Genomic DNA, 17,598 nt, shown 5'->3' on the forward strand with positions numbered 1-17,598 from the left:
TGATGAAACCTCTCAAGGTCCTGGTCCCGGACGCGCATCTCCGCGATCTCGATGTCGAGCGCGGCGTTTCGGGCGATCGCCTCGACTATCTCGTCTTCGACGAGACCGACCCGGCGGCGATTCCCGACGAAACCTGGCGCTCCTGCGAAGCAATACTGATCTGGCACCGGATGAAGCTCACGCGGGACGTCGTCGCCAAGCTCGACAACTGCCGCCTGATCGTGCGCGTTGGCGTCGGCTTCGACAATGTGGACGGCGAGGCCTGCCGGGCGCGCGGCATTCCGGTTTCCAACGTACCGAACTACGGCACCACCGAGGTGGCCGACCACGCGCTGGCCATGCTCCTCCATCTCGTGCGCGGACTCGGCTCCTATGAGGCCAGGTTGAAGGCCGACCTCGTCGCCGGTTTCCTCGCCGAGGACGTTCCCGTGGTCCGCCGCATCAGGGGCACCACCTTCGGCGCCATCGGCATGGGGCGCATCGGGACGGCCATCGCCCGCCGCGCCGCCGCCTTCGACATGAACGTGATCTACCACGATCCCTATCTGCCCGAAGGTCATGAACTTGGCCTCGGCGTCGAGCGCGTCAAGACGTTGGACGATCTGCTGGGCCGTTCGGACGTCGTCAGCCTTCATGTCCCCCTGTCGGACAAGACCCGCAACATCATCGGCAAGCGCGAGCTGGCATCGATGAAGCCCGGCGGCATTCTCATCAACGTGGCCCGAGGCGGTCTGGTCGATGTCGACGCGGTCCACGACGCCCTGAAGAGCGGGCATTTAGCCGCCGCCGGGTTCGATGTCCTGCCGAAGGAACCGCCCGTCCCAGCGCCGGCGCTGATCGAGGCGTGGCGAAACGACGAAGCCTGGCTGGCAGGCAGGCTGGTCGTCACACCGCACGCCGCCTTCTATTCGCAGGCCGGCTATCTCGACATGCGAACCTTCTCCGCCGAGATCCTGCTCGACTTCCTGTTCGAAGGACGGCTCCGGAACAACGTCAATCCAGGCTGGGACGTGAAGGCCTCATAGCCCGCCACCCTCCCCGCAGCCTTACGAGAAGAGAGCGACCCATGGCCTTTCAACAATGCGACACTCAGTTCCGGGTTCTGAGCAAGGACGAACTGGATGCCTGGCGCGCCATCCCGCCAGCCGTGGCTTCGGACTGCATGAACCGCACCCAGGTGATGAACGCGACGATCAAACCCATCATCGAAGGCCTCACACTTTGCGGACAGGCCCGCACGGTGACGACCATGGTCGGCGATTGCGGGCCGATCTGCTCGCTGATCAGCAACGCCCTGCCCGGCGAGATCATCGTCGTCGATGCCGGCGGCGTCGAGGATACCGCCGTCTGGGGCGGCGTCATGGCGGAGGAAGCCGTCCATCGCCGGCTCGGCGGCGCAGTCGTGGATGGCGCGATCCGCGACGTTGCGGATATGCGCAAGGCGCGGTTTGCCATGTTCTGCCGCTCCGTCGTACCGCGCGGCCCCCATCACGGCTTTGGCGGGACGATCGACGGCACGGTCTCGGTCGCTGGAGTACCGGTGCGCTCGGGCGATATCGTGCTGGGCAACGATGACGGCGTGGTCATCGTTCCGCTCGAACTGGCGCCCACCGTGCTGAAGGCCGCGCAAGCTCATCTCCTCAAGGAAGAGAGCTGGATACGCGACATCCGCAACGGCATGTCGATACCAACGATGTTCGAGCTTCCCAGCGCAAAGTAATCAGCCGCGACATAGTCCGCTTGAGCGCGTCTGTAGCCGTCAGGGCCTCGCGCATGAACAGGCCGCCATGGCGAAACGGCGTCGGGCCTTTCCCGTCAAACCGATTTGGGCAAGCCGATGGCTTGCCTGCCGCACCAATGGTCCGTCAGCCGCGTGCTGTGGGCGGAAACTGGATCCCTCGTCGCCTCAGGCGCAAGCGGGCATCGTTCTGCTGCGGGATCCGAAATCCACTAATCCGCCGAATGGTATGGCCGAAGAGTAGAGATAGCCCTGGCCGAACTCGACGCCCATCTGCATCAGCAGCTGGCGCTGCTCCTCGGTCTCAATGCCTTCGGTCACGAGCTTGGCGCCATAGCGCCGGGCGCTCTCGAAGGCCAGGGCCACCGCTTCCCTGATCCTGGCCTGATCGAGTCTGGCGGTCATCCAGTGATCGACCTTGACCTCCGCGAAGGGGAAACGCGCCAGCAGGGTCAGCGCCGCGTAACCCGTGCCGAAATCATCGAGAGACAGCTTGACGCCGGCCTGGCTCAGCGCATCGAAATTCCGCTGGACGATGTCGATCGTGGGCATCTTGCTCGTCTCCGTAACCTCGATCGACAAGCGATGCGCCGGAACCGCCATGTCGCGCAGGAGCGTCACGACACGTTCGCCAAAGCGGGCCGTGGCGAAGGATGAAGCGGAGATGTTGACCGCGAGATGGAGATCGGGCTCGACGCTGTCGAGTTCACGCAGGTCCCGGACGACGGCCTCGATTGTCGACCATTCGAACTCGACGAGCAGCCGGTGACGCTCGGCGATCTCGAGCACATAATAGGGCGAAAGCGGCCTCCCGCTCGCATCGACTGCGCGAAGCAGGGCCTCGGCGCCGACCATGCAGCGGGTGCGTATTTCAAGCTTCGGCTGGTAGCAGAGCGGCGGGTTGGCGCCCTTGATCCACTCGACCAGCAGGAGCCGGACGCGCTCGTCCGATTGGGCCTTCTCGGCGAATGAGCCCGAGAAGATCTGAATGGGGTTGTCACTGCCTCGGAGCGCCAAGCTGAGATTTCGCAGGGTAGAGGAGATCGTCTGCGGCGAATGCGCGTCCAGATTGGCGGCACCGATTCTCAGATGCGGTATCGGGCCGGCCTCACCGATCTGGAACTGCGCCGTCAAACCGGCATGGAGCCGCGTCATCAACCCGGTGCGTTGGATATCCTGGGCCATCGGTCCGTGCAGCACGATAGCCAGGGTCGCATCGCCGAACAGGAAGCAGCGCGGCCGATAGGGCTTCAGCGCCGCACCGACCTCGCCAGAGACAATCTGCTCCGCGAGATACGGCCAGAATTTGTCGCCCCAGTCATCGCCATGTATCGAGGCGACGTCGGCCATGTTGATGATTTCGACCAGAACGATGGTCCGGGACTCGACCTTTTCGACGGGTGTAAGCGCCTCGATATAGTCTTTCAGCGCGCGCCGGTTGGGCAGACCGGTCAGGGAATCCGTTCGAGCAGCAGCTTCGCGCTGCCTTGCCTCCTCGCGCGCACGCGCTTCGCTGCGAAGAACGAGGAAGAGGCATGCGATCATCGGCAGCGTGACGGCCGAGCTGACGATGCGCCGCCCGAAATTGCTCCAGAAGATGTCGGGGCCGATCATCCCCATCCCATAGGTGAACGATACGGCCAGCAGCGACGCGAGCAAGCGGACCGTGAAGACGATCATTGCATCGGCAAGGCCGAGCTGCATGAGTGAGCGCGAGCGCATCCAGCCATGCATCATCACGCCGACGCCGGCGATGACGGCCATGTCGATGAGGCCCGCGAGCAGGAAGGCCGGACCGCCGAATACGAAACGGGCCACACCCATGATGAGCAGGCAGATCAGCCCGCCCTGCCATGCCCCGAAGAGCCCGGCCAAGAACAGCAGATCGGAGCGGATATAGGGTTTTGAGGGGAGCTTTATGAATTCGGAAACGAGCAGGGCCAGCAGAAAGCCCGCCATGCCGAAGATGAAGCCGTAATAGACCTTGAAGCGTTTATCAGCCAGGCCGATATCGCGCCGCAGAAGAATGAGAACCGAGACGATGCCGACGACAGCGGCCGCCTGCAGCAACAGGAAAGGCAGCTCTTCCGCCGAGGCGCCGAACTGGCTGGTGATCGCTGCCATCATCCCCTGCGTCCTTGATCATGGGCGTGGCGAGCACCAAAAGCTCCGCATTCATATCCGGCCTGAGACCGTCTGTTCGCGCAAGAGATGGACCTTTCGGCAGCACAAGCCGCGATCATCGACCGGCCTCCTTGTTGCGCGCGCGGTCTGCGCTCGTTTCGGCGACCGGTTCAGGACCAGAGTGCAATTGCGCCACGACCCACTCGGCATCCTCATGCGCCAGCACGGAGCGATCGCGGCCCTGTCGCTTGGCCTCGTATAGCGCAGCGTCCGCACGACCGAGCGCCTGCGCGATCGTTTCATTGCGATGGCTCGATACCGCGATGCCGAGACTCACCGTCACGATGTCCCGCTCATCAGGCCGGGCAGGATGGGCGATCGCGAGATCGGATACGGTCCGCCGCAGCCTTTCGCTGACGGCCAGGGCGTCGGGCTGGGAGCACTTCTCCAGCAGCACCGCGAATTCCTCGCCACCGTAGCGTGCCACGAAATCCTGGCTTTCCCGGTCGTTCCTGAGCGCGGTGCGCAGCGCATTGCCGATAAGCCGCAGACACTCATCGCCGGCGGGATGGCCCATCGCGTCGTTGTAATGTTTGAAGTAGTCGACATCGAGCAGGATGACAGCCCGCGGCCGGCCGCTGCTGCGATAGGTCTCCTCGACGGCCGCGTCGAAACCGCGGCGGTTGGGAATGCCGGTGAGTTGATCGGTATTGGAGAGTTGCTGCAATTCGGCGTTCGCACTCTGGATACGCGCCAGCAACGTCTTCTCGCGGAGCGAGGCGAGGTAGTCCTTCCGTTCGACCCCCTCGATGCGGTAGGCGGCGAAAAGCGAGACGAGACTGATCCCGATCGAGCACAGGATCGCCGGCAATTTGGCTTCCTCGCTCGTGACGGTGACGTATTGCATGCCGATGATGAAGACAGCCAGGCAACCCGCCGTGCCGAGAGCGGCCAGCAGCAATGGCTTGCGATGTACAGTGTTCATATACATCACGACGGTGGCGACACCCATGTAATACTCGCTCGCAGCCGTCGTTCTGGCATTGGCATAGATGTACATGAGCGAGGCGACCACGAGCATGCAGCCCAATGCATGGATAACCTCATGCGCAATCGCATCCGGTCTCGCCTTCATGGCGAAATGCCGGGCGGGCAGATAGAGAAACAGAAGCGGCGAGACGATGACGAGACGCATGAAGATATCTATCCCGATAAGATCGGGAACGAACCATGAATCAACGATGAGGTAAAGATTGTAGATCAGTATGCCGAACAACAATCCACGCGTGTTGAATTTATAGTTCGTTTCATTTATTTTTTGGAGGAATCCGGACGAACGATCATCTTCAAGGAACTTACCTATCACAACGGAGCCTTCATTTTCATGAAAGCATTATTGCTTTTCACCTGATGCCGCCGGTTGCTTGTCCAGCCCGGCCCGTTTCCCCTTGAGTTGCATGCCAGACGGGCTATGAGCGCCAACGGACATTCCCGGCGTAGACAGCTGCATTCGGCCAATGAAATTTCGCCGCGCTTGCTGATGCCGAACGCGCTCAAAGCCGACAACGCCCGCAATAGAAGCCTCGATAAACCTGCAACCCCAACTCATCGAGGCACAGGCACGGATGTCTTCCATCTCGTGCCTTGGCTTGATCACGCGAATTCACAGCGACACCTCTGATGTCTCTCCCGACCAGGGCAGCTTCCAGAGAGACTCAGGTCGCGATGGCTCGTTCAATCCAGGATAGAGACCCGCTCCGAGTTGGCGATAACGTCAGCGTTTCAAATCCGTGCAGCCCGTCCATAAATGCAGGTTTCACGCAGGCCAAACATGGTGAAAATCAAACAATGTGGTATTTTATCTCGGAGCCGACCTAACGTTAATAAAATCGATAGCGCAGATTCAAAACATATTCTTAGATCTATATGCGAGCAAACTAAAACAAATTTCACAAAACATTGGGTAATCGGCGCATTTCCAATGAATAGATCCGCCAATCGTCAAAATAAATCCGATTCGAATCAAAATTCGGCCATCAGAATGTGGCCTCCATCCATTCTGTTCACCACGGAAAAGCTCTCAAAGCCGAAGCAGTTTGACGAATGGAGCTCGTTCATTTCGCCCGTTGCGGAGGTTGAGGCCATCACTGCGGAGCGGGACGGCCTCGCCGCTGAAGCGTCCATCTGGGACATGGGCAGCCTCGCATTCTTCCGGCTTTCTGCACCAAGTCTGCTTCATCGCCGGACGCCTCGCCTGATACGAAAGGAACCGGTCGACCACTGGATGCTGAGCTTCCCGAAAAGACGCTTACTGCCGACGCAAGCGGCATTGCCCATTCGCCGGAAGAGAGCGGAACGCCTGTTGCTTCATTCGCTTGGCCGCCCGTTTGAAGCCCGAATGGAAAGCGGCTTGATCGGCGTCATCGTGCCGCGTCATCTTCTCGGAACATTGTCGAATGAGCTCGACAGCGGCTCACAGATGATCCCCGGCAGCGGCCGGGGAGCCATGCTCATCGATTATCTCCTGGCGGTCGAGAGGCGGCTTCCCGCTTTGACCAGGAGCGAAGTGCCGCAGCTCGCCTTGGCGACCCAAGCCATGCTCAACTCCTGCCTCTCGGCGAACGGCGAGCCTCGGGATGAAGCGCGCGTGCCCCTCTCCGCGACCCTGTTCGAGCGTGCGAGGCTCGCAGTGCAACTGAATCTGAGGTCACCCGCACTGGGAGCTACGGAACTCTGCCGCCATGTCGGTATTTCGCGAACGCGGCTCTACCGACTCTTCGAACATCATGGCGGTGTCATCCGCTATATCCAGCGCCAGCGCCTGCATGCCGCACATGCCGAGCTGTCGGATCCCGACAATATGCAAAGCACCGGAGACGTCGGCGAGGCCCTCGGCTTCAGCGACGCATCGAGCTTCGCCCGCTCATTTCGGGTGGAGTTCGGCCTCAGCCCCGGCGAGGCCAGAGCGGCAGCACAGGCGGGCATGCCGCAGATCGTATCACCGTCCTGGCCGGTCAACGGCAAGGCGACAGGACTCCGGGAGCTACTGTGGCGCCTTTCGACCTGAGCAGCGGCACCTCACTTTAAGTTGCGACGAATCTGGTTGGCATCTGCGGGTATGAACGATGCAGGCGAAGGACAACGCCCTCCATGGCGCAGCAGAGGCTGCGGCGGACCATCTCCAGCCCGTCCGGTTTTCGACCAGCGCGATCAAGGCGTCGGAACAGTTCGACGCGTGGCGGGAGCATTGCGGTGCTGTCGCCGACATCTCGCCGGTCTCGAAAGGGAGGCAGGCTTCAAGGTCGGGCATAGCGTCTGGCAGTTGAACGCCTTTGCGGTGAGCTGTGCCACGATACCGCCCGCCAATTTCGTTCGCGACGCGCGCCAATTGCGCAGGGACAGCGTCGACCACTGGTTCATCATCTGCCCAAGGTTTGGCGGCTCGAAGGTTCGGATTGGAGACAAGGTCCTCGTCACCCAGCCCGCAACCCCGCTCCTGCTGTCGCTCGCCGACAGTTTCGACGGGCAAAACGCGCAATGCGAGAGCTGCTCTCTTTTCATGCCGCGCGACGCCCTGCAAAGCATCGTCGGGGCGCTCGATCTCGCCCGCAACCGCACCCTCGACACGCCGATCGCGGGCCTGCTGGGGGACTACATCCAGCTTCTCGAGCGGGGTTTGCCGGACTTGAAACAAGCCGACATCCCGGCTGTCACCGACGCGACAAAAGCGATGATCGCGGCATGCCTGGCGCCCTCCTCCGATCGTCAGGCCGAAGCACAGGGGCAAATCGACATCGTCTGGCGCGAGCGGGTTCGCCAATTGGTCGAGCAACGCTTCAGGAGGCCGACGCTCGGTCCCGATGAGCTTTGCCGCCTCCTGGGCATTTCCCGTTCGCGGCTCTACCGGGTTTCCGAGCCGCTGGGCGGAGTGCAGCATTATATCAGGCGCCGGCGCCTCCGCGAGGCGGAGGCGGAACTGTGCCGGGAAGGCAGCGTCCGTCCCATCTTCGAGATTGCCGAAAGCCTCGGCTTCGCCGATGCCTCCAGTTTCTACAGCGCATTCCGAGCTGAGTTCGGCTGCAGCCCCAGCGAGAAACGCGCGGCAGCGGCGCAAGACAAGGGCGAGAGCATGCCGCGACCTGCGCGAACAGATGGCCAGCCGAGCGATTTGGGCAGCCTGCTTCGCGCGCTCAAAGCCTGATCTCCGCGCCGCAGATTGCTCCGCCAACCAGGACGCGGTGAGCGTGGTTTAGGCAGCATGCGCCATTCGCAGCCCGAGCGGACGAGATAGCGGGTCGCGTTCAGCACCTCGCGAAATCGGTTCCGCGCGGACTGCCCGTCGCTTCGCGCTGCGGAAGAAAACGCCTCGACCGCCGACCACCCCTCATCGGTCAGATCGCGCGGATAGCGCTTCGCCTTCTTCTCGATCGCGGCCATCCGGCCTCGGCTTGATGTTGTCCACATCCAAAGCGTGAACCACGCAAATCCAACAATGCCAAAGTTGCCGAACAGCCTCGAACAGCTTCGGTCACCTCTGCGCGACCGCTGGTGAAATCGAGCTCGCCTGAACCGAGCCGTGCAAGCCGCTCCGGCATTGAAAGCTGAGTTACGTTCATGTGTCGCTCTAAATTTCGCGTTTAAGCCGGCGCTGGAATTTCGGCACAATATGCTCTCCGGAATTTGGACCGCGAGAGGCAGCGCTTGAACGTTTCACCAAAGATCACGCCTGTTGGTCCGAGCCCGCTCGCTCTTGCCGAAATGGCCCATGCGATCCGATTTCTCTCCATCGACGCCATTCTTGCCGCGGGAGAAGGTCACCAGGGTGTCCCGCTAGGCATGGCCGAGATCGCGACGACACTCTACGCCCGGCATCTGAAATTCGACCCGGCGGACCCGACCTGGCCGGATCGCGACCGCGTCGTGCTCTCGAACGGCCATGGCTCGATGCTGCTCTATTCCTTGCTGCATCTGAGCGGCTATCGCCATATCTCGCTCGACGCGGTGAAGCGCTTCCGCGAACTCGGCTCACCTTGCGCCGGACATCCCGAATATGACCCGCCTGCCGGCATCGAGACCACCACCGGGCCGCTCGGCCAGGGCATCGCCAACGCGCTGGGAATGGCCATTGCCGAAGCCGCGCTGAACGCCCGCTTCGGCGACGGCCTCATCGATCATTGCACCTGGGCCTTCGTCGGCGACGGCTGCCTGCAGGAGGGGCTTGGACAGGAGGTGATCCAACTTGCCGGACACCTGCGGTTGAACAAGCTCACCTTCTTCTGGGACGACAATGCCATCACCGATGATGGCTCGACCGAACTGTCGATCTCCGAGAACGTCGCCGAACGCTTCCGCGTCGCTGGCTGGCATGTTCAGGAGATCGATGGCCACGACATCGCCGCGATCGATGCCGCGATAGCCGCCGCCAAGGCCGATTCACGCCCCTCGATGATCGCCTGCAAGACCGTGATCGCGCACGGCGTTCCGCGCCTGGAGGGTCAGCGTGGCGGCCATTCCGGTAAGCTCATCGCGCAAGATCGCGCCGATATGGCCGCGCGCTTCGACTGGGTAGGGGAGATTTTCGACATCCCGGAGGCGATCGCAACGGCCTGGCGGGAGACCGCCGCGCATGGAGCGAAGGAGCGGGCAGCCTGGAGCCAGCGCCTCGGCCTGGCGAGCGATGCCGCCCGCGACGAATTCGCGCGCGTTCACACGCGCTCCCTCAAGGATGGCTGGCGCGAGACGATCCACGCCTTCAAGGAACGCGCCGCCCGAGAGGGCAGGGCCGAGTTCTCGATCGCGACATCGGGCGAGATCGCGGCGAGGCTCTACGACGTGCTGCCCGAGGTCGTGACGGCCTGCGCCGATCTGGAGGCGCCGACCAACCACAAGCGCCAGCTCGCCGCCTTCACCGCGCGCGACCGGGCCGGCCGGTATCTGCATTGCGGCGTGCGCGAGCATGCGATGGGCTCGCTGGCCAACGGCATTGCGGCGCATGGCGGCGTGATCCCGCTCGCCGTGACCTACCTGCCATTCTCCGATTACGAGCGGCCGGCCATGCGCATGGCCGCATTGATGGGCCTGCCGACGATCTTCATCTTCAGCCACGACTCTATCGGCATCGGCAAGAACGGACCGACTCACCAGCCGGTCGAGATCATCGCCTCGCTCAGGGCCATGCCGAACATGCTGGTGTTGCGCCCCTGCGACGCGGTCGAGGCCGCCGAAGCCTGGGAGATCGCGCTGGAGCACCGCACAGGCCCGATCTCGCTCGTCTTCGCGCGCCAGAGCCTGCCGCAGCTGCGCCGCGACGGCTGCCGGGAGAACCGCTCGGCCCGCGGCGCCTATGTGCTCGCGGAAGCAGAAGGCGGCGCGCGCCGGGTGACGCTGCTCTCGACGGGCTCGGAGGTGCAGATCGCGCTCGCGGGCCGCGATATCCTGCAGGGAGAAGGCATTCCCACGGCGGTCGTCTCGATGCCGTGCTGGAGTCTGTTCGAGGCGCAGGACCGGGCGTACCGCAAGGCCGTACTGGGCGAAGGCTGCGTGCGCGTGGCGGTGGAGGCCGCCGTGAAATTCGGCTGGGAACGCTGGATCGGCGAGGAGGGCGGCTTCGTCGGCATGAGCGGCTTCGGGGCTTCTGGGCCGGCCGATGAACTCTACCGGCATTTCGGCATCACCGCCGAAGCCGTCGCCGCGCAAGCCCGCGAACGCCTGTAGCCGGAGAGCGCCATGCACAGGATCGTCTTTCTCGACCGCGACACCGTCGCGCCGGCTCTCGACGGAGGCCCAGCAGGCTTTGGTCGACCAGCTCATCGACAACATCGAGAATTTCGTCGCGGGCAACCCGAGCAACGTCGTCGCGCCCGACTGATCGGACGCCACTACGCTCCGGGAAGGCGGCGCTCTCCAGCATTCATCATCGGAAGCAACGAAAAGGCGGCCTGCGGGCCGCCTTTCTTGTTCGGCGAAGTTCTTCGCCGCGATTTCAGTAGATCGTAAGCGCCGGCACGTAGCTGATCAGCAGCAGCACCAACATCGCCACGCCGAAGAAGGGCCAGAGCTCGCGGGTCGTTTCTCCGAGCGAAGTCCGGGCGATCGAGGTCGAGATGAACAGCGTCGTCCCGATCGGCGGCGTGTAAAGCCCGATGCCAAGGTTCAGCACCATGATGATGCCGAGCTGGACCGGATCGAGCCCGATCGAGGCCGCCAGCGGCACGAAGATCGGCCCCAACAGCAGGATCGCCGGCGGCAGGTCGATCGGCATGCCGACGAGCAGCAGCAGGATGTTCATCGCGAGGATGACGAGATAGGGATTCGAGATCGTCGCCGAAACCCATTCGGCGAAGCGCTGCGGCACCTGGTCGAAGGTCAGTATCCAGCCGACGATGGCCGAGCCCATGATCACCAGCATGACCACGCCTGTGGCGACGCCAGCTTCGACCATGCTGACGCGGAATCGGTTCCAGGTCATGTCGCGGTAGAGCACGACGCTCAGCACCATTGCGTAGAGCACGGCGAGAACGGCGATCTCCGTCGGCGTCGCGATGCCGAAACGCAGGCCGAGCAGGATGAAGACCGGCATCAGCAGCGCCGGCATGCTGCGCCACGCGAGCCGCGCCAGCTCCGCCTTAGAGACCGGCGCCTCGAGCGAGACATAGCCGCGACGGCGCGCGATCCAGCTGCACAGTACGATGAAGCCGCCGGCCATCAGCAGGCCGGGCAGGATGCCGGCCGTGAACAGGTCGGCGATCGAGACGTTCGAGACCAGTGAATACAGGATCAGTGGAATCGAGGGCGGGATCAGGATGTCGATGATCGCCGATGTCGCGTTGTTGGCGGCGCAGAGCGGGGCCGGATAGCCCTGCCGCTTCTGCCAGGGGATCAGCACCGAGCCGAGCGCGCTGGCATTGGCGACCGCACTGCCCGAGACGCCGCCGAATACCACCGACGCGACCACCGTGGTCGAGAGCGGCCCGCCGCGCCAGCGCTGCATCGCCTTGGAGGCGAAGGCGAGAAGCTCGTTGCCGAGCGCGCCGCCGAGCATGAGCGAGCCCGCGAGCATGAAGAAGGGCAGCGCCAGCATCGGGAAGGACTGGGTCTGCTGATACATCTGCTGGGCGATGATCGTCAGCGGAATCTGCCCCTGCACGAGCAGGGCGGCTCCCGCCGCCACGATCAGCGCATGACCGACGGGGATCGCGAGCAGCATCAGAATGGTGAAGGAAAGGATGAGGGTGATGCTCATGCGACCGACTCTTCGGGGGCGGGGATCGGCATCGCCTCGGGCCCCATCAGGGCGACGCGCACCGCCTGTGTCGCGGTAACGACGATGATGAGCGCCAGACCCACGGCGAGCGTGTAGTAGCCATAGCTCGCCGGGATCCCCATCACCGGGGAGCGGTCGATCCAGAGCATCTCGGCGAGCAGCAGGATATCCTTGCTCAGCAGGATATAGCTGCCGATCACGATCACATGCCCGGCCAGCAGCATGATCCGGGCGCCCTCGCGGTTCAGCATGGCGAGGATCGTCTCCACCGCCATGTGGCCGCCTTTCTGCACGCCGAGCACGACACCCGCCATGATGAAAACAGGGAAAAGCCGCTCCGGCAGCTCCTGCGCGAAGCGGAAGCCGCCGGAATCGAGCACGTAGCGGGCGCCGACATTGGCGGTGAGCATGGCGAGCAGCGCCGAGCCGACAGCGATGACGATCACCTCGCACAATCTGGCGGCGAGGCGGTCTATGCCGTACGCCGCGGCGATGGCGCTTGCGCGCCACCCCTTCTCGCGTTGCTCTTCCATGACCTCAGCCCCTCGCAGCCTTGGCGAGCCTGTCGACGAAATCGCCGAAGGGCTTGGCCTTCCAGGTGTCGTAGACCTTGGCCGAAGCCTCGCGGAAGGCACCCTGGTCGGCCTCGTTCACTTGCAGCTTCGGGTTCGCCTTGAACTCGCCGGCGAACTTCGTGTCGGCATCGAGGAACAGTTTGCGCTGCAGCTCTCCCGCCTCCTTGGCCGCGGCCTTGACGATGTCACGGTCGGCCGGCGACAGCCGCATCCAGGTGATCTGCGACATCAGGAACGGCGAGCATTCCCATTTGTGAGCCGAGAGCGAGATGTAGCGCTGCACTTCATAGAGCTTTGACGAGGCGATGTTGACGAGCGGGTTCTCCTGGCCGTCGACCACGCCCTGCTGGAGCGCGACATAGAGTTCGCCGAAGGAGATCTGCTCCGTGCCCGCCCCCAGCGACTGGAAGATGTCGATCGTCATCGGATCGGGCGGCGTGCGGATCTTCAGCCCCTTGAGATCGGCGGGCTTCACGATCGGGCGCTTGCTGTTGGTGATGTGGCGGATGCCGTTATCCCACCAGCCGAGCGGCACCATGCCGATCTTGGCGAAACGCTGGTCGAATTCGGAGCCGATCGGGCCTTCCAGCACCTTGAAGGCCGCAGCGGAATTCGCGAACAGGAAGGGCAGGCCGAGCGCGGCGAGCTCGGGCAACAGGGCGGAGGTCGAGCCCTGGCTGTTGACGGTCATGTCGACCGCTCCGGTGCGCAGGCTCGTCAGCAGCGATTGTTCGTTGCCGAGCTGCTCGGCGCCGGCGACGCGGACCGCGAGGCGGCCGTTGCTGCGCTCCCTGATCAGCTCGCCGAACTTGTCGGCCGCGAGCCCGCGCGGATTGCCGGCGGCTGCATTGTGCCCAAGCGTCATGGTGACCTGCGCTTGCGCGCCGCGTGGCAGGGCGAGGACAGCCGGCATCGCCAAACCTGCCACAAGCATAGTCCGGCGGCTCAGGCCTCCGGTCGAGAGATTGGGTTTCGTCATCAAGTCCTCCCTTGTTTTGCCGTTTCGACGGCTTTTGCTACTTACTGTCGATCAGCTTGCATCCCGCCCCTGAAGCGCCCGGTAGGCGGCGATCACCTGGCTGTCGTCCAGCGCACCGAGACCGCGCCCGGAGACGGACAGGAAAAGCTGATGGGCGATCGCTGCCATCGGCAGCGCCGCCTTCGCGTCACGCCCGGCCTCGAGGACGATGCCGAGATCCTTGACGAAGATGTCGATCGCGCTGGTCACGCGCGGGTCGCTCTCCAGCATGCGAGGGCCGCGGTCCTTCAGCATCCAGCTCGATGCGGCCGAGCCCGATACGATGTCGAGCATCCGCTCGGGATCGACGCCAAGCTTCTCGGCCAGCGAAAGGCCTTCGGCCGCGATGGCGAGATGGGCGCCGCAGAGCAGCTGGTTGACGGCCTTGGCCGTCGCCCCCTGCCCCGGCTCCTCGCCCATGAACACCACCTTGGAGCCCATGGCGTCGAGCGCGGGTTTGACCGCATCGAAGACCGGCCGGCGCGCGGCCGCCATGATGGTGAGGCTGCCCGCCTCGGCGCCGACGACACCCCCGGATACCGGCGCGTCGACCAGCGCATGGCCGGCCGCTTCCACCCGGACCGCGAGCGCAGCGACGGCCGCCGGCGGACAGGTCGCCATCAGGATGACGGTGCTCCCCGGCGAGAGATGCGTCAGCGCCGCCTGCGCGAACAGGATATCCTCGGCCTGCGCTGCATTCACGACCATGAGAACAGCGGCGTCGCGCCCCGAGAATGCGTCCGCGAGCGCGCCGGCCGACTGCCCCCCTGCCGCTTCCAGCGCCGCGCGGGCTTCGGCGCGCAGGTCGAACCCCGTCACGGCGAAACCGGCCCTGCCCAGATTAACCGCCATGGGCAGGCCCATCGAGCCCAGCCCCACGAAGCCGATCGTCTTCATCCATCCCTCCCGGCATTTCGCTCCTCTTGGCAGGAGCTTCGACACATTCAGGCTATTTCAGCCAGGCTTTGACCCTGTTGCAAAAGGCCTCGGTCGAGATCCCGTAGCGATCGTGCAGCGTCGGCAGGGCGCCCGCCGCGAGGAACTCGTCGGGTAGGCCGATCATTCGGAAAGCCGGATGCACGCCCTCCCGCATCAGCAGGCCGGCGACCGCCTCGCCGAGACCGCCGTTGACGGTGTGGTTCTCCGCCACCACGACCAGCCGGCCAGGCTTCGCGCAGGCTGCGAGAATCGTCGCCGTGTCGAGCGGCTTGATGGTCGGCACATGCAGCACGCCGACATCGATCCGGTCCTTCTCCAACGCCTTCGCGGCCTCCAGCGCGCGCATCGTCATGATGCCGGAGGAGATGAACAGAACCTCGTAGCCGTCGCGCAGCAGCTTGGCCTTGCCGAGCTCGAAACTGTAGCCGTATTCGTCGAGCACGAGCGGCACCTGCCCGCGCAGCAGGCGCATGTAGACTGGGCCCTTGTGCCGCACCATGGCCGGAACGACCTGCTCGATCTCATGCGCGTCGCACGGATCGATCACCACCATGTTCGGCATGGCGCGGAACAGCGCCAGATCCTCGGTCGCCTGATGCGACGGCCCGTAGCCCGAGGTCAGGCCCGGCAGCGCGCAGGCGATCTTCACATTGCGGTCTTCTTCCGCGATCGTCTGGTGGATGAAGTCATAGGCCCGGCGCGAGGCGAAGACCGCATAGGTCGTTGCGAAGGGGGTGAAACCTTCCGCCGCGAGGCCGGAAGCGGCGCCGAACAGCAGCTGCTCCGCCATCCCCATCTGGTAATAGCGATCGGGAAAGGCCTTCGCGAAGATGTGCAGATCGGTATATTTGCCGAGATCGGCCGTCATGCCGACGATCGAGGGATCCTGCTTCGCCAGTTCGACCAGCGCATGGCCGAAGGGGGCGGGCTTGGTCCGCTGACCTTCGCCCGCGATCGAGGCGATCATCGCCGAGGTGGTCAAGCGCGGCTTGCCGGCGTCGGACTTGCCGAGGCCGGGGTTGGCAGCAGCGGGCTTCATGCGGGCTTCCTCTCGTCGAGCGCATCGAGCGCCAGCCGCCATTCATGGGCGTCCACGCGGATGAAATGGTTCTTCTCGCGCGCCTCGAGGAACGGCACGCCCTTGCCCATCAAGGTGTCGGCGATGATCATGCTGGGCTTGCCCTGGCCGGCTTGAGCCTTGGCGGCGTCGAAGGCGGCCCGCACCGCGGCAAGATCGTTGCCGTCGACGCGCTGCACGAACCAGCCGAAGGCGTCGAGCTTCTCCTTCAAGGGCTCGAAACCCATGACGGCGTTCGAGGGACCGTCCGCCTGCTGGTTGTTGACGTCCACGACCGCGACGAGATTGTCGAGCTTGTAATGGGCGGCGGACATGATCGCCTCCCACACCGAGCCTTCGTCCAGCTCGCCATCCGAGAACAGCGTATAGACACGGCTGTCCGAACCCTTGCGCTTGAGGCCCAGGCACTTGCCGACCGCGATGGACAGGCCGAGCCCGAGCGAGCCGCCCGACATCTCCATGCCCGGCGTGTAGCTCGCCATGCCGGACATCGGCAGGCGGCTGTCGTCGAAACCGTAGGTTTCCAGCTCCTCTTCCGGGACGATCCCGGCCTCGATCAGCGCCGCGTAGAGCGCGATCGCATAATGGCCGTTCGAGAGCAGGAAGCGGTCGCGCCCCTCCCAATCCGGGTCGTCCGGCCGGTAGCGCATGGCGTGGAAATAGGCGACGGCGAGGACATCGGCGATGTCGAGCGCTTGCGCGATATAGCCCTGGCCCTGCACCTCGCCCATCAGGATGGCATGGCGCCTGATGTTCCAGGCGCGACGCTCGAGCGAGACATTGTGGCCAAGTGAAGCGGTGCTCATGGGCACGGAGCCTCCTGAAGATCGGTCATCGGATGGGATGGCGGCTTGGGCCGCCAGGTGCCCGGCGGGCGACAAGGGCTCAGCCGTGGATCAGCATTCCGCCGTTCACGTCGATCACCGCGCCGGTGACGTAGGCCGAGAGGTCGGAGGCCAGGAACAGGTAAATGCCCGCCACGTCGCTGGCATCGCCGAGCCGGTTCAGCGGGATGCCCTTGGTGATCTCCGCGCGCAACTCGTCGGTCAGCTTGCCGCCGGTGATGTCGGTCTGGATCAGGCCCGGCGTCACGCAGTTCACACGGATGCCGTCCGGTCCGAATTCGCGCGCCATCGCCTTGGCAAGGCCGAGCACGCCCGCCTTGGCGGAGGAGTAATGCGGGCCGCCGAAGATTCCGCCGCCGCGCTGCGCCGAAACGGAGGACATGCAGGCGATCGATCCCCGCTTGCGCGCCTGCATGTGCGGAATGAAGACTTGGCTGAGGAACAGGACGCCCTTGCAGTTGATGTCCTGGATACGGTCCCAGCTCTCCTCATCGATCTCCAGAGTCTTGACCGGCTGGGTCACGCCCGCATTGTTCACCAGGATGTCGATCTGACCGAAGGCCTCGACGACCTTGTCGGCCGCGGCCTGGCACGACGCCTTGTTCGCGACGTCGCAGCCGAGACCGACATGCTGGGAACCGAGCTCGGCCGCAGCCGTCTTCGCGGCGGCCTCGTCGATATCGAGGATCGCGACCCGCGCTCCATTGGCGGCGAAGAGCTTTGCCGTGGCGAGGCCGATGCCGCGCGCGCTGGCGGCGCCGGAAATCGCGGCGGTCTTGTTCTGAAGCAGCATTTCAACTCCCTAGGGCGTTCTTTTTCTAGGATCACGTCGACCAAGAGTCAGAGCATGGCTTACGCGAGAAACCGGCTCCAACTTTTTCGCGCCATACTCTAAGCCTGACACTGACTCGTCTTTCCCATTGTGAAAAACGCAAAAAATGCGCTATTGGATGAATTTCATTCATCGATCTAAATCGAGCCGCGTGTCTCCAGTCAGGGAATGGGCAGGGAGGCGCCG

At 64.0% G+C, this 17,598-nt stretch carries 14 protein-coding genes and 1 pseudogene; 5 read left to right on the forward strand and 10 right to left on the reverse strand.

What is annotated here, in order from left to right; all coding sequences use genetic code 11:
- The first annotated feature begins 2 nt into the window (after window positions 1-2).
- Both C4S73_RS11030 and C4S73_RS11035 read left to right on the forward strand, forming a co-directional pair.
- Window positions 3-1,025 carry a C-terminal binding protein gene (locus tag C4S73_RS11030; RefSeq protein WP_200827984.1) on the forward strand — a complete coding sequence of 341 codons (1,023 nt, stop codon included), beginning with the start codon at window positions 3-5 and terminating at the stop codon, window positions 1,023-1,025.
- A 41-nt stretch (window positions 1,026-1,066) separates the two neighbouring features.
- Window positions 1,067-1,720 (forward strand): RraA family protein, encoded by a 654-nt coding sequence (locus tag C4S73_RS11035; RefSeq protein WP_103872557.1) that lies wholly within the window; start codon window positions 1,067-1,069, stop codon window positions 1,718-1,720.
- A gap of 186 nt (window positions 1,721-1,906) precedes the next feature.
- Here C4S73_RS11035 and C4S73_RS11040 read toward each other — a convergent pair whose 3' ends face one another.
- Together C4S73_RS11040 and C4S73_RS11045 are read right to left on the reverse strand one after the other, a co-directional pair.
- Entirely contained in the window at window positions 1,907-3,865 is a 1,959-nt protein-coding gene (locus tag C4S73_RS11040; RefSeq protein ID WP_103872558.1) for an EAL domain-containing protein, read from the reverse strand.
- A 112-nt stretch (window positions 3,866-3,977) separates the two neighbouring features.
- Window positions 3,978-5,057 (reverse strand): GGDEF domain-containing protein, encoded by a 1,080-nt coding sequence (locus tag C4S73_RS11045; protein WP_244595555.1) that lies wholly within the window; start codon window positions 5,055-5,057, stop codon window positions 3,978-3,980.
- A 786-nt stretch (window positions 5,058-5,843) separates the two neighbouring features.
- Here C4S73_RS11045 and C4S73_RS11050 point away from each other — a divergent pair.
- Window positions 5,844-6,929 (forward strand): helix-turn-helix transcriptional regulator, encoded by a 1,086-nt coding sequence (locus C4S73_RS11050; protein WP_160115729.1) that lies wholly within the window; start codon window positions 5,844-5,846, stop codon window positions 6,927-6,929.
- A 255-nt stretch (window positions 6,930-7,184) separates the two neighbouring features.
- Window positions 7,185-8,063, forward strand: a complete 879-nt coding sequence (locus C4S73_RS11055; protein ID WP_160115730.1) for a helix-turn-helix domain-containing protein — start codon at window positions 7,185-7,187, stop codon at window positions 8,061-8,063.
- 47 nt (window positions 8,064-8,110) lie between these two features.
- On the opposite strand, the pseudogene C4S73_RS29045 reads toward C4S73_RS11055, so the two are convergent.
- Window positions 8,111-8,326 (reverse strand): annotated as a pseudogene (locus tag C4S73_RS29045) (transposase); the annotation flags it as partial.
- 237 nt (window positions 8,327-8,563) lie between these two features.
- On the opposite strand from C4S73_RS29045, the gene tkt reads away from it, so the two are divergent.
- Window positions 8,564-10,576 carry a transketolase gene (tkt, locus tag C4S73_RS11065; protein ID WP_342210571.1) on the forward strand — a complete coding sequence of 671 codons (2,013 nt, stop codon included), beginning with the start codon at window positions 8,564-8,566 and terminating at the stop codon, window positions 10,574-10,576.
- A gap of 268 nt (window positions 10,577-10,844) precedes the next feature.
- Here the strand turns inward: tkt and C4S73_RS11075 are convergent, their stop codons facing one another.
- The 7 genes from C4S73_RS11075 to C4S73_RS11105 form a co-directional block, all read right to left on the reverse strand.
- Window positions 10,845-12,104: a TRAP transporter large permease gene (locus C4S73_RS11075; RefSeq protein ID WP_103872565.1), complete on the reverse strand. Its 1,260-nt coding sequence runs from the start codon at window positions 12,102-12,104 to the stop codon at window positions 10,845-10,847.
- Window positions 12,101-12,658 carry a TRAP transporter small permease gene (locus C4S73_RS11080; RefSeq protein ID WP_103872566.1) on the reverse strand — a complete coding sequence of 186 codons (558 nt, stop codon included), beginning with the start codon at window positions 12,656-12,658 and terminating at the stop codon, window positions 12,101-12,103. The genes C4S73_RS11075 and C4S73_RS11080 overlap by 4 nt, the downstream gene beginning before the upstream one ends.
- A 4-nt stretch (window positions 12,659-12,662) precedes the next feature.
- The gene (locus C4S73_RS11085) at window positions 12,663-13,679 is read right to left on the reverse strand and encodes a TRAP transporter substrate-binding protein (RefSeq protein WP_103872567.1); all 1,017 of its coding nucleotides are present in this window, start codon (window positions 13,677-13,679) and stop codon (window positions 12,663-12,665) included.
- A gap of 51 nt (window positions 13,680-13,730) precedes the next feature.
- Window positions 13,731-14,615, reverse strand: coding sequence for an NAD(P)-dependent oxidoreductase (locus tag C4S73_RS11090; protein ID WP_103872568.1), 885 nt, complete (start codon window positions 14,613-14,615; stop codon window positions 13,731-13,733).
- Window positions 14,616-14,667: 52 nt separating this feature from the next.
- Window positions 14,668-15,696: a transketolase family protein gene (locus C4S73_RS11095; RefSeq protein WP_103872569.1), complete on the reverse strand. Its 1,029-nt coding sequence runs from the start codon at window positions 15,694-15,696 to the stop codon at window positions 14,668-14,670.
- Entirely contained in the window at window positions 15,693-16,541 is an 849-nt protein-coding gene (locus tag C4S73_RS11100; protein ID WP_103872570.1) for a transketolase, read from the reverse strand. The genes C4S73_RS11095 and C4S73_RS11100 overlap by 4 nt, the downstream gene beginning before the upstream one ends.
- 79 nt (window positions 16,542-16,620) lie before the next feature.
- Entirely contained in the window at window positions 16,621-17,373 is a 753-nt protein-coding gene (locus tag C4S73_RS11105) for an SDR family NAD(P)-dependent oxidoreductase (protein WP_103872571.1), read from the reverse strand.
- Window positions 17,374-17,598 lie beyond the last annotated feature (225 nt).

Origin of the sequence: Allobosea lathyri, assembly GCF_900108245.1 — a bacterium.
In the GTDB taxonomy this organism is placed as follows: Bacteria; Pseudomonadota; Alphaproteobacteria; order Rhizobiales; family Beijerinckiaceae; genus Allobosea; species Allobosea lathyri.

What these genes read in the sequence shown, in the direction of transcription:
- C4S73_RS11030 (WP_200827984.1), top strand. Translation starts at nt 3, where the DNA reads ATGAAACCTCTCAAGGTCCTGGTCCCGGACGCGCATCTCCGCGATCTC.
- C4S73_RS11035 (WP_103872557.1), top strand. Translation starts at nt 1,067, where the DNA reads ATGGCCTTTCAACAATGCGACACTCAGTTCCGGGTTCTGAGCAAGGAC.
- C4S73_RS11040 (WP_103872558.1), bottom strand. Translation starts at nt 3,865, where the DNA reads ATGATGGCAGCGATCACCAGCCAGTTCGGCGCCTCGGCGGAAGAGCTG.
- C4S73_RS11045 (WP_244595555.1), bottom strand. Translation starts at nt 5,057, where the DNA reads ATGCGTCTCGTCATCGTCTCGCCGCTTCTGTTTCTCTATCTGCCCGCC.
- C4S73_RS11050 (WP_160115729.1), top strand. Translation starts at nt 5,844, where the DNA reads ATGAATAGATCCGCCAATCGTCAAAATAAATCCGATTCGAATCAAAAT.
- C4S73_RS11075 (WP_103872565.1), bottom strand. Translation starts at nt 12,104, where the DNA reads ATGAGCATCACCCTCATCCTTTCCTTCACCATTCTGATGCTGCTCGCG.
- C4S73_RS11080 (WP_103872566.1), bottom strand. Translation starts at nt 12,658, where the DNA reads ATGGAAGAGCAACGCGAGAAGGGGTGGCGCGCAAGCGCCATCGCCGCG.
- C4S73_RS11085 (WP_103872567.1), bottom strand. Translation starts at nt 13,679, where the DNA reads ATGACGAAACCCAATCTCTCGACCGGAGGCCTGAGCCGCCGGACTATG.
- C4S73_RS11090 (WP_103872568.1), bottom strand. Translation starts at nt 14,615, where the DNA reads ATGAAGACGATCGGCTTCGTGGGGCTGGGCTCGATGGGCCTGCCCATG.
- C4S73_RS11095 (WP_103872569.1), bottom strand. Translation starts at nt 15,696, where the DNA reads ATGAAGCCCGCTGCTGCCAACCCCGGCCTCGGCAAGTCCGACGCCGGC.
- C4S73_RS11100 (WP_103872570.1), bottom strand. Translation starts at nt 16,541, where the DNA reads ATGAGCACCGCTTCACTTGGCCACAATGTCTCGCTCGAGCGTCGCGCC.
- C4S73_RS11105 (WP_103872571.1), bottom strand. Translation starts at nt 17,373, where the DNA reads ATGCTGCTTCAGAACAAGACCGCCGCGATTTCCGGCGCCGCCAGCGCG.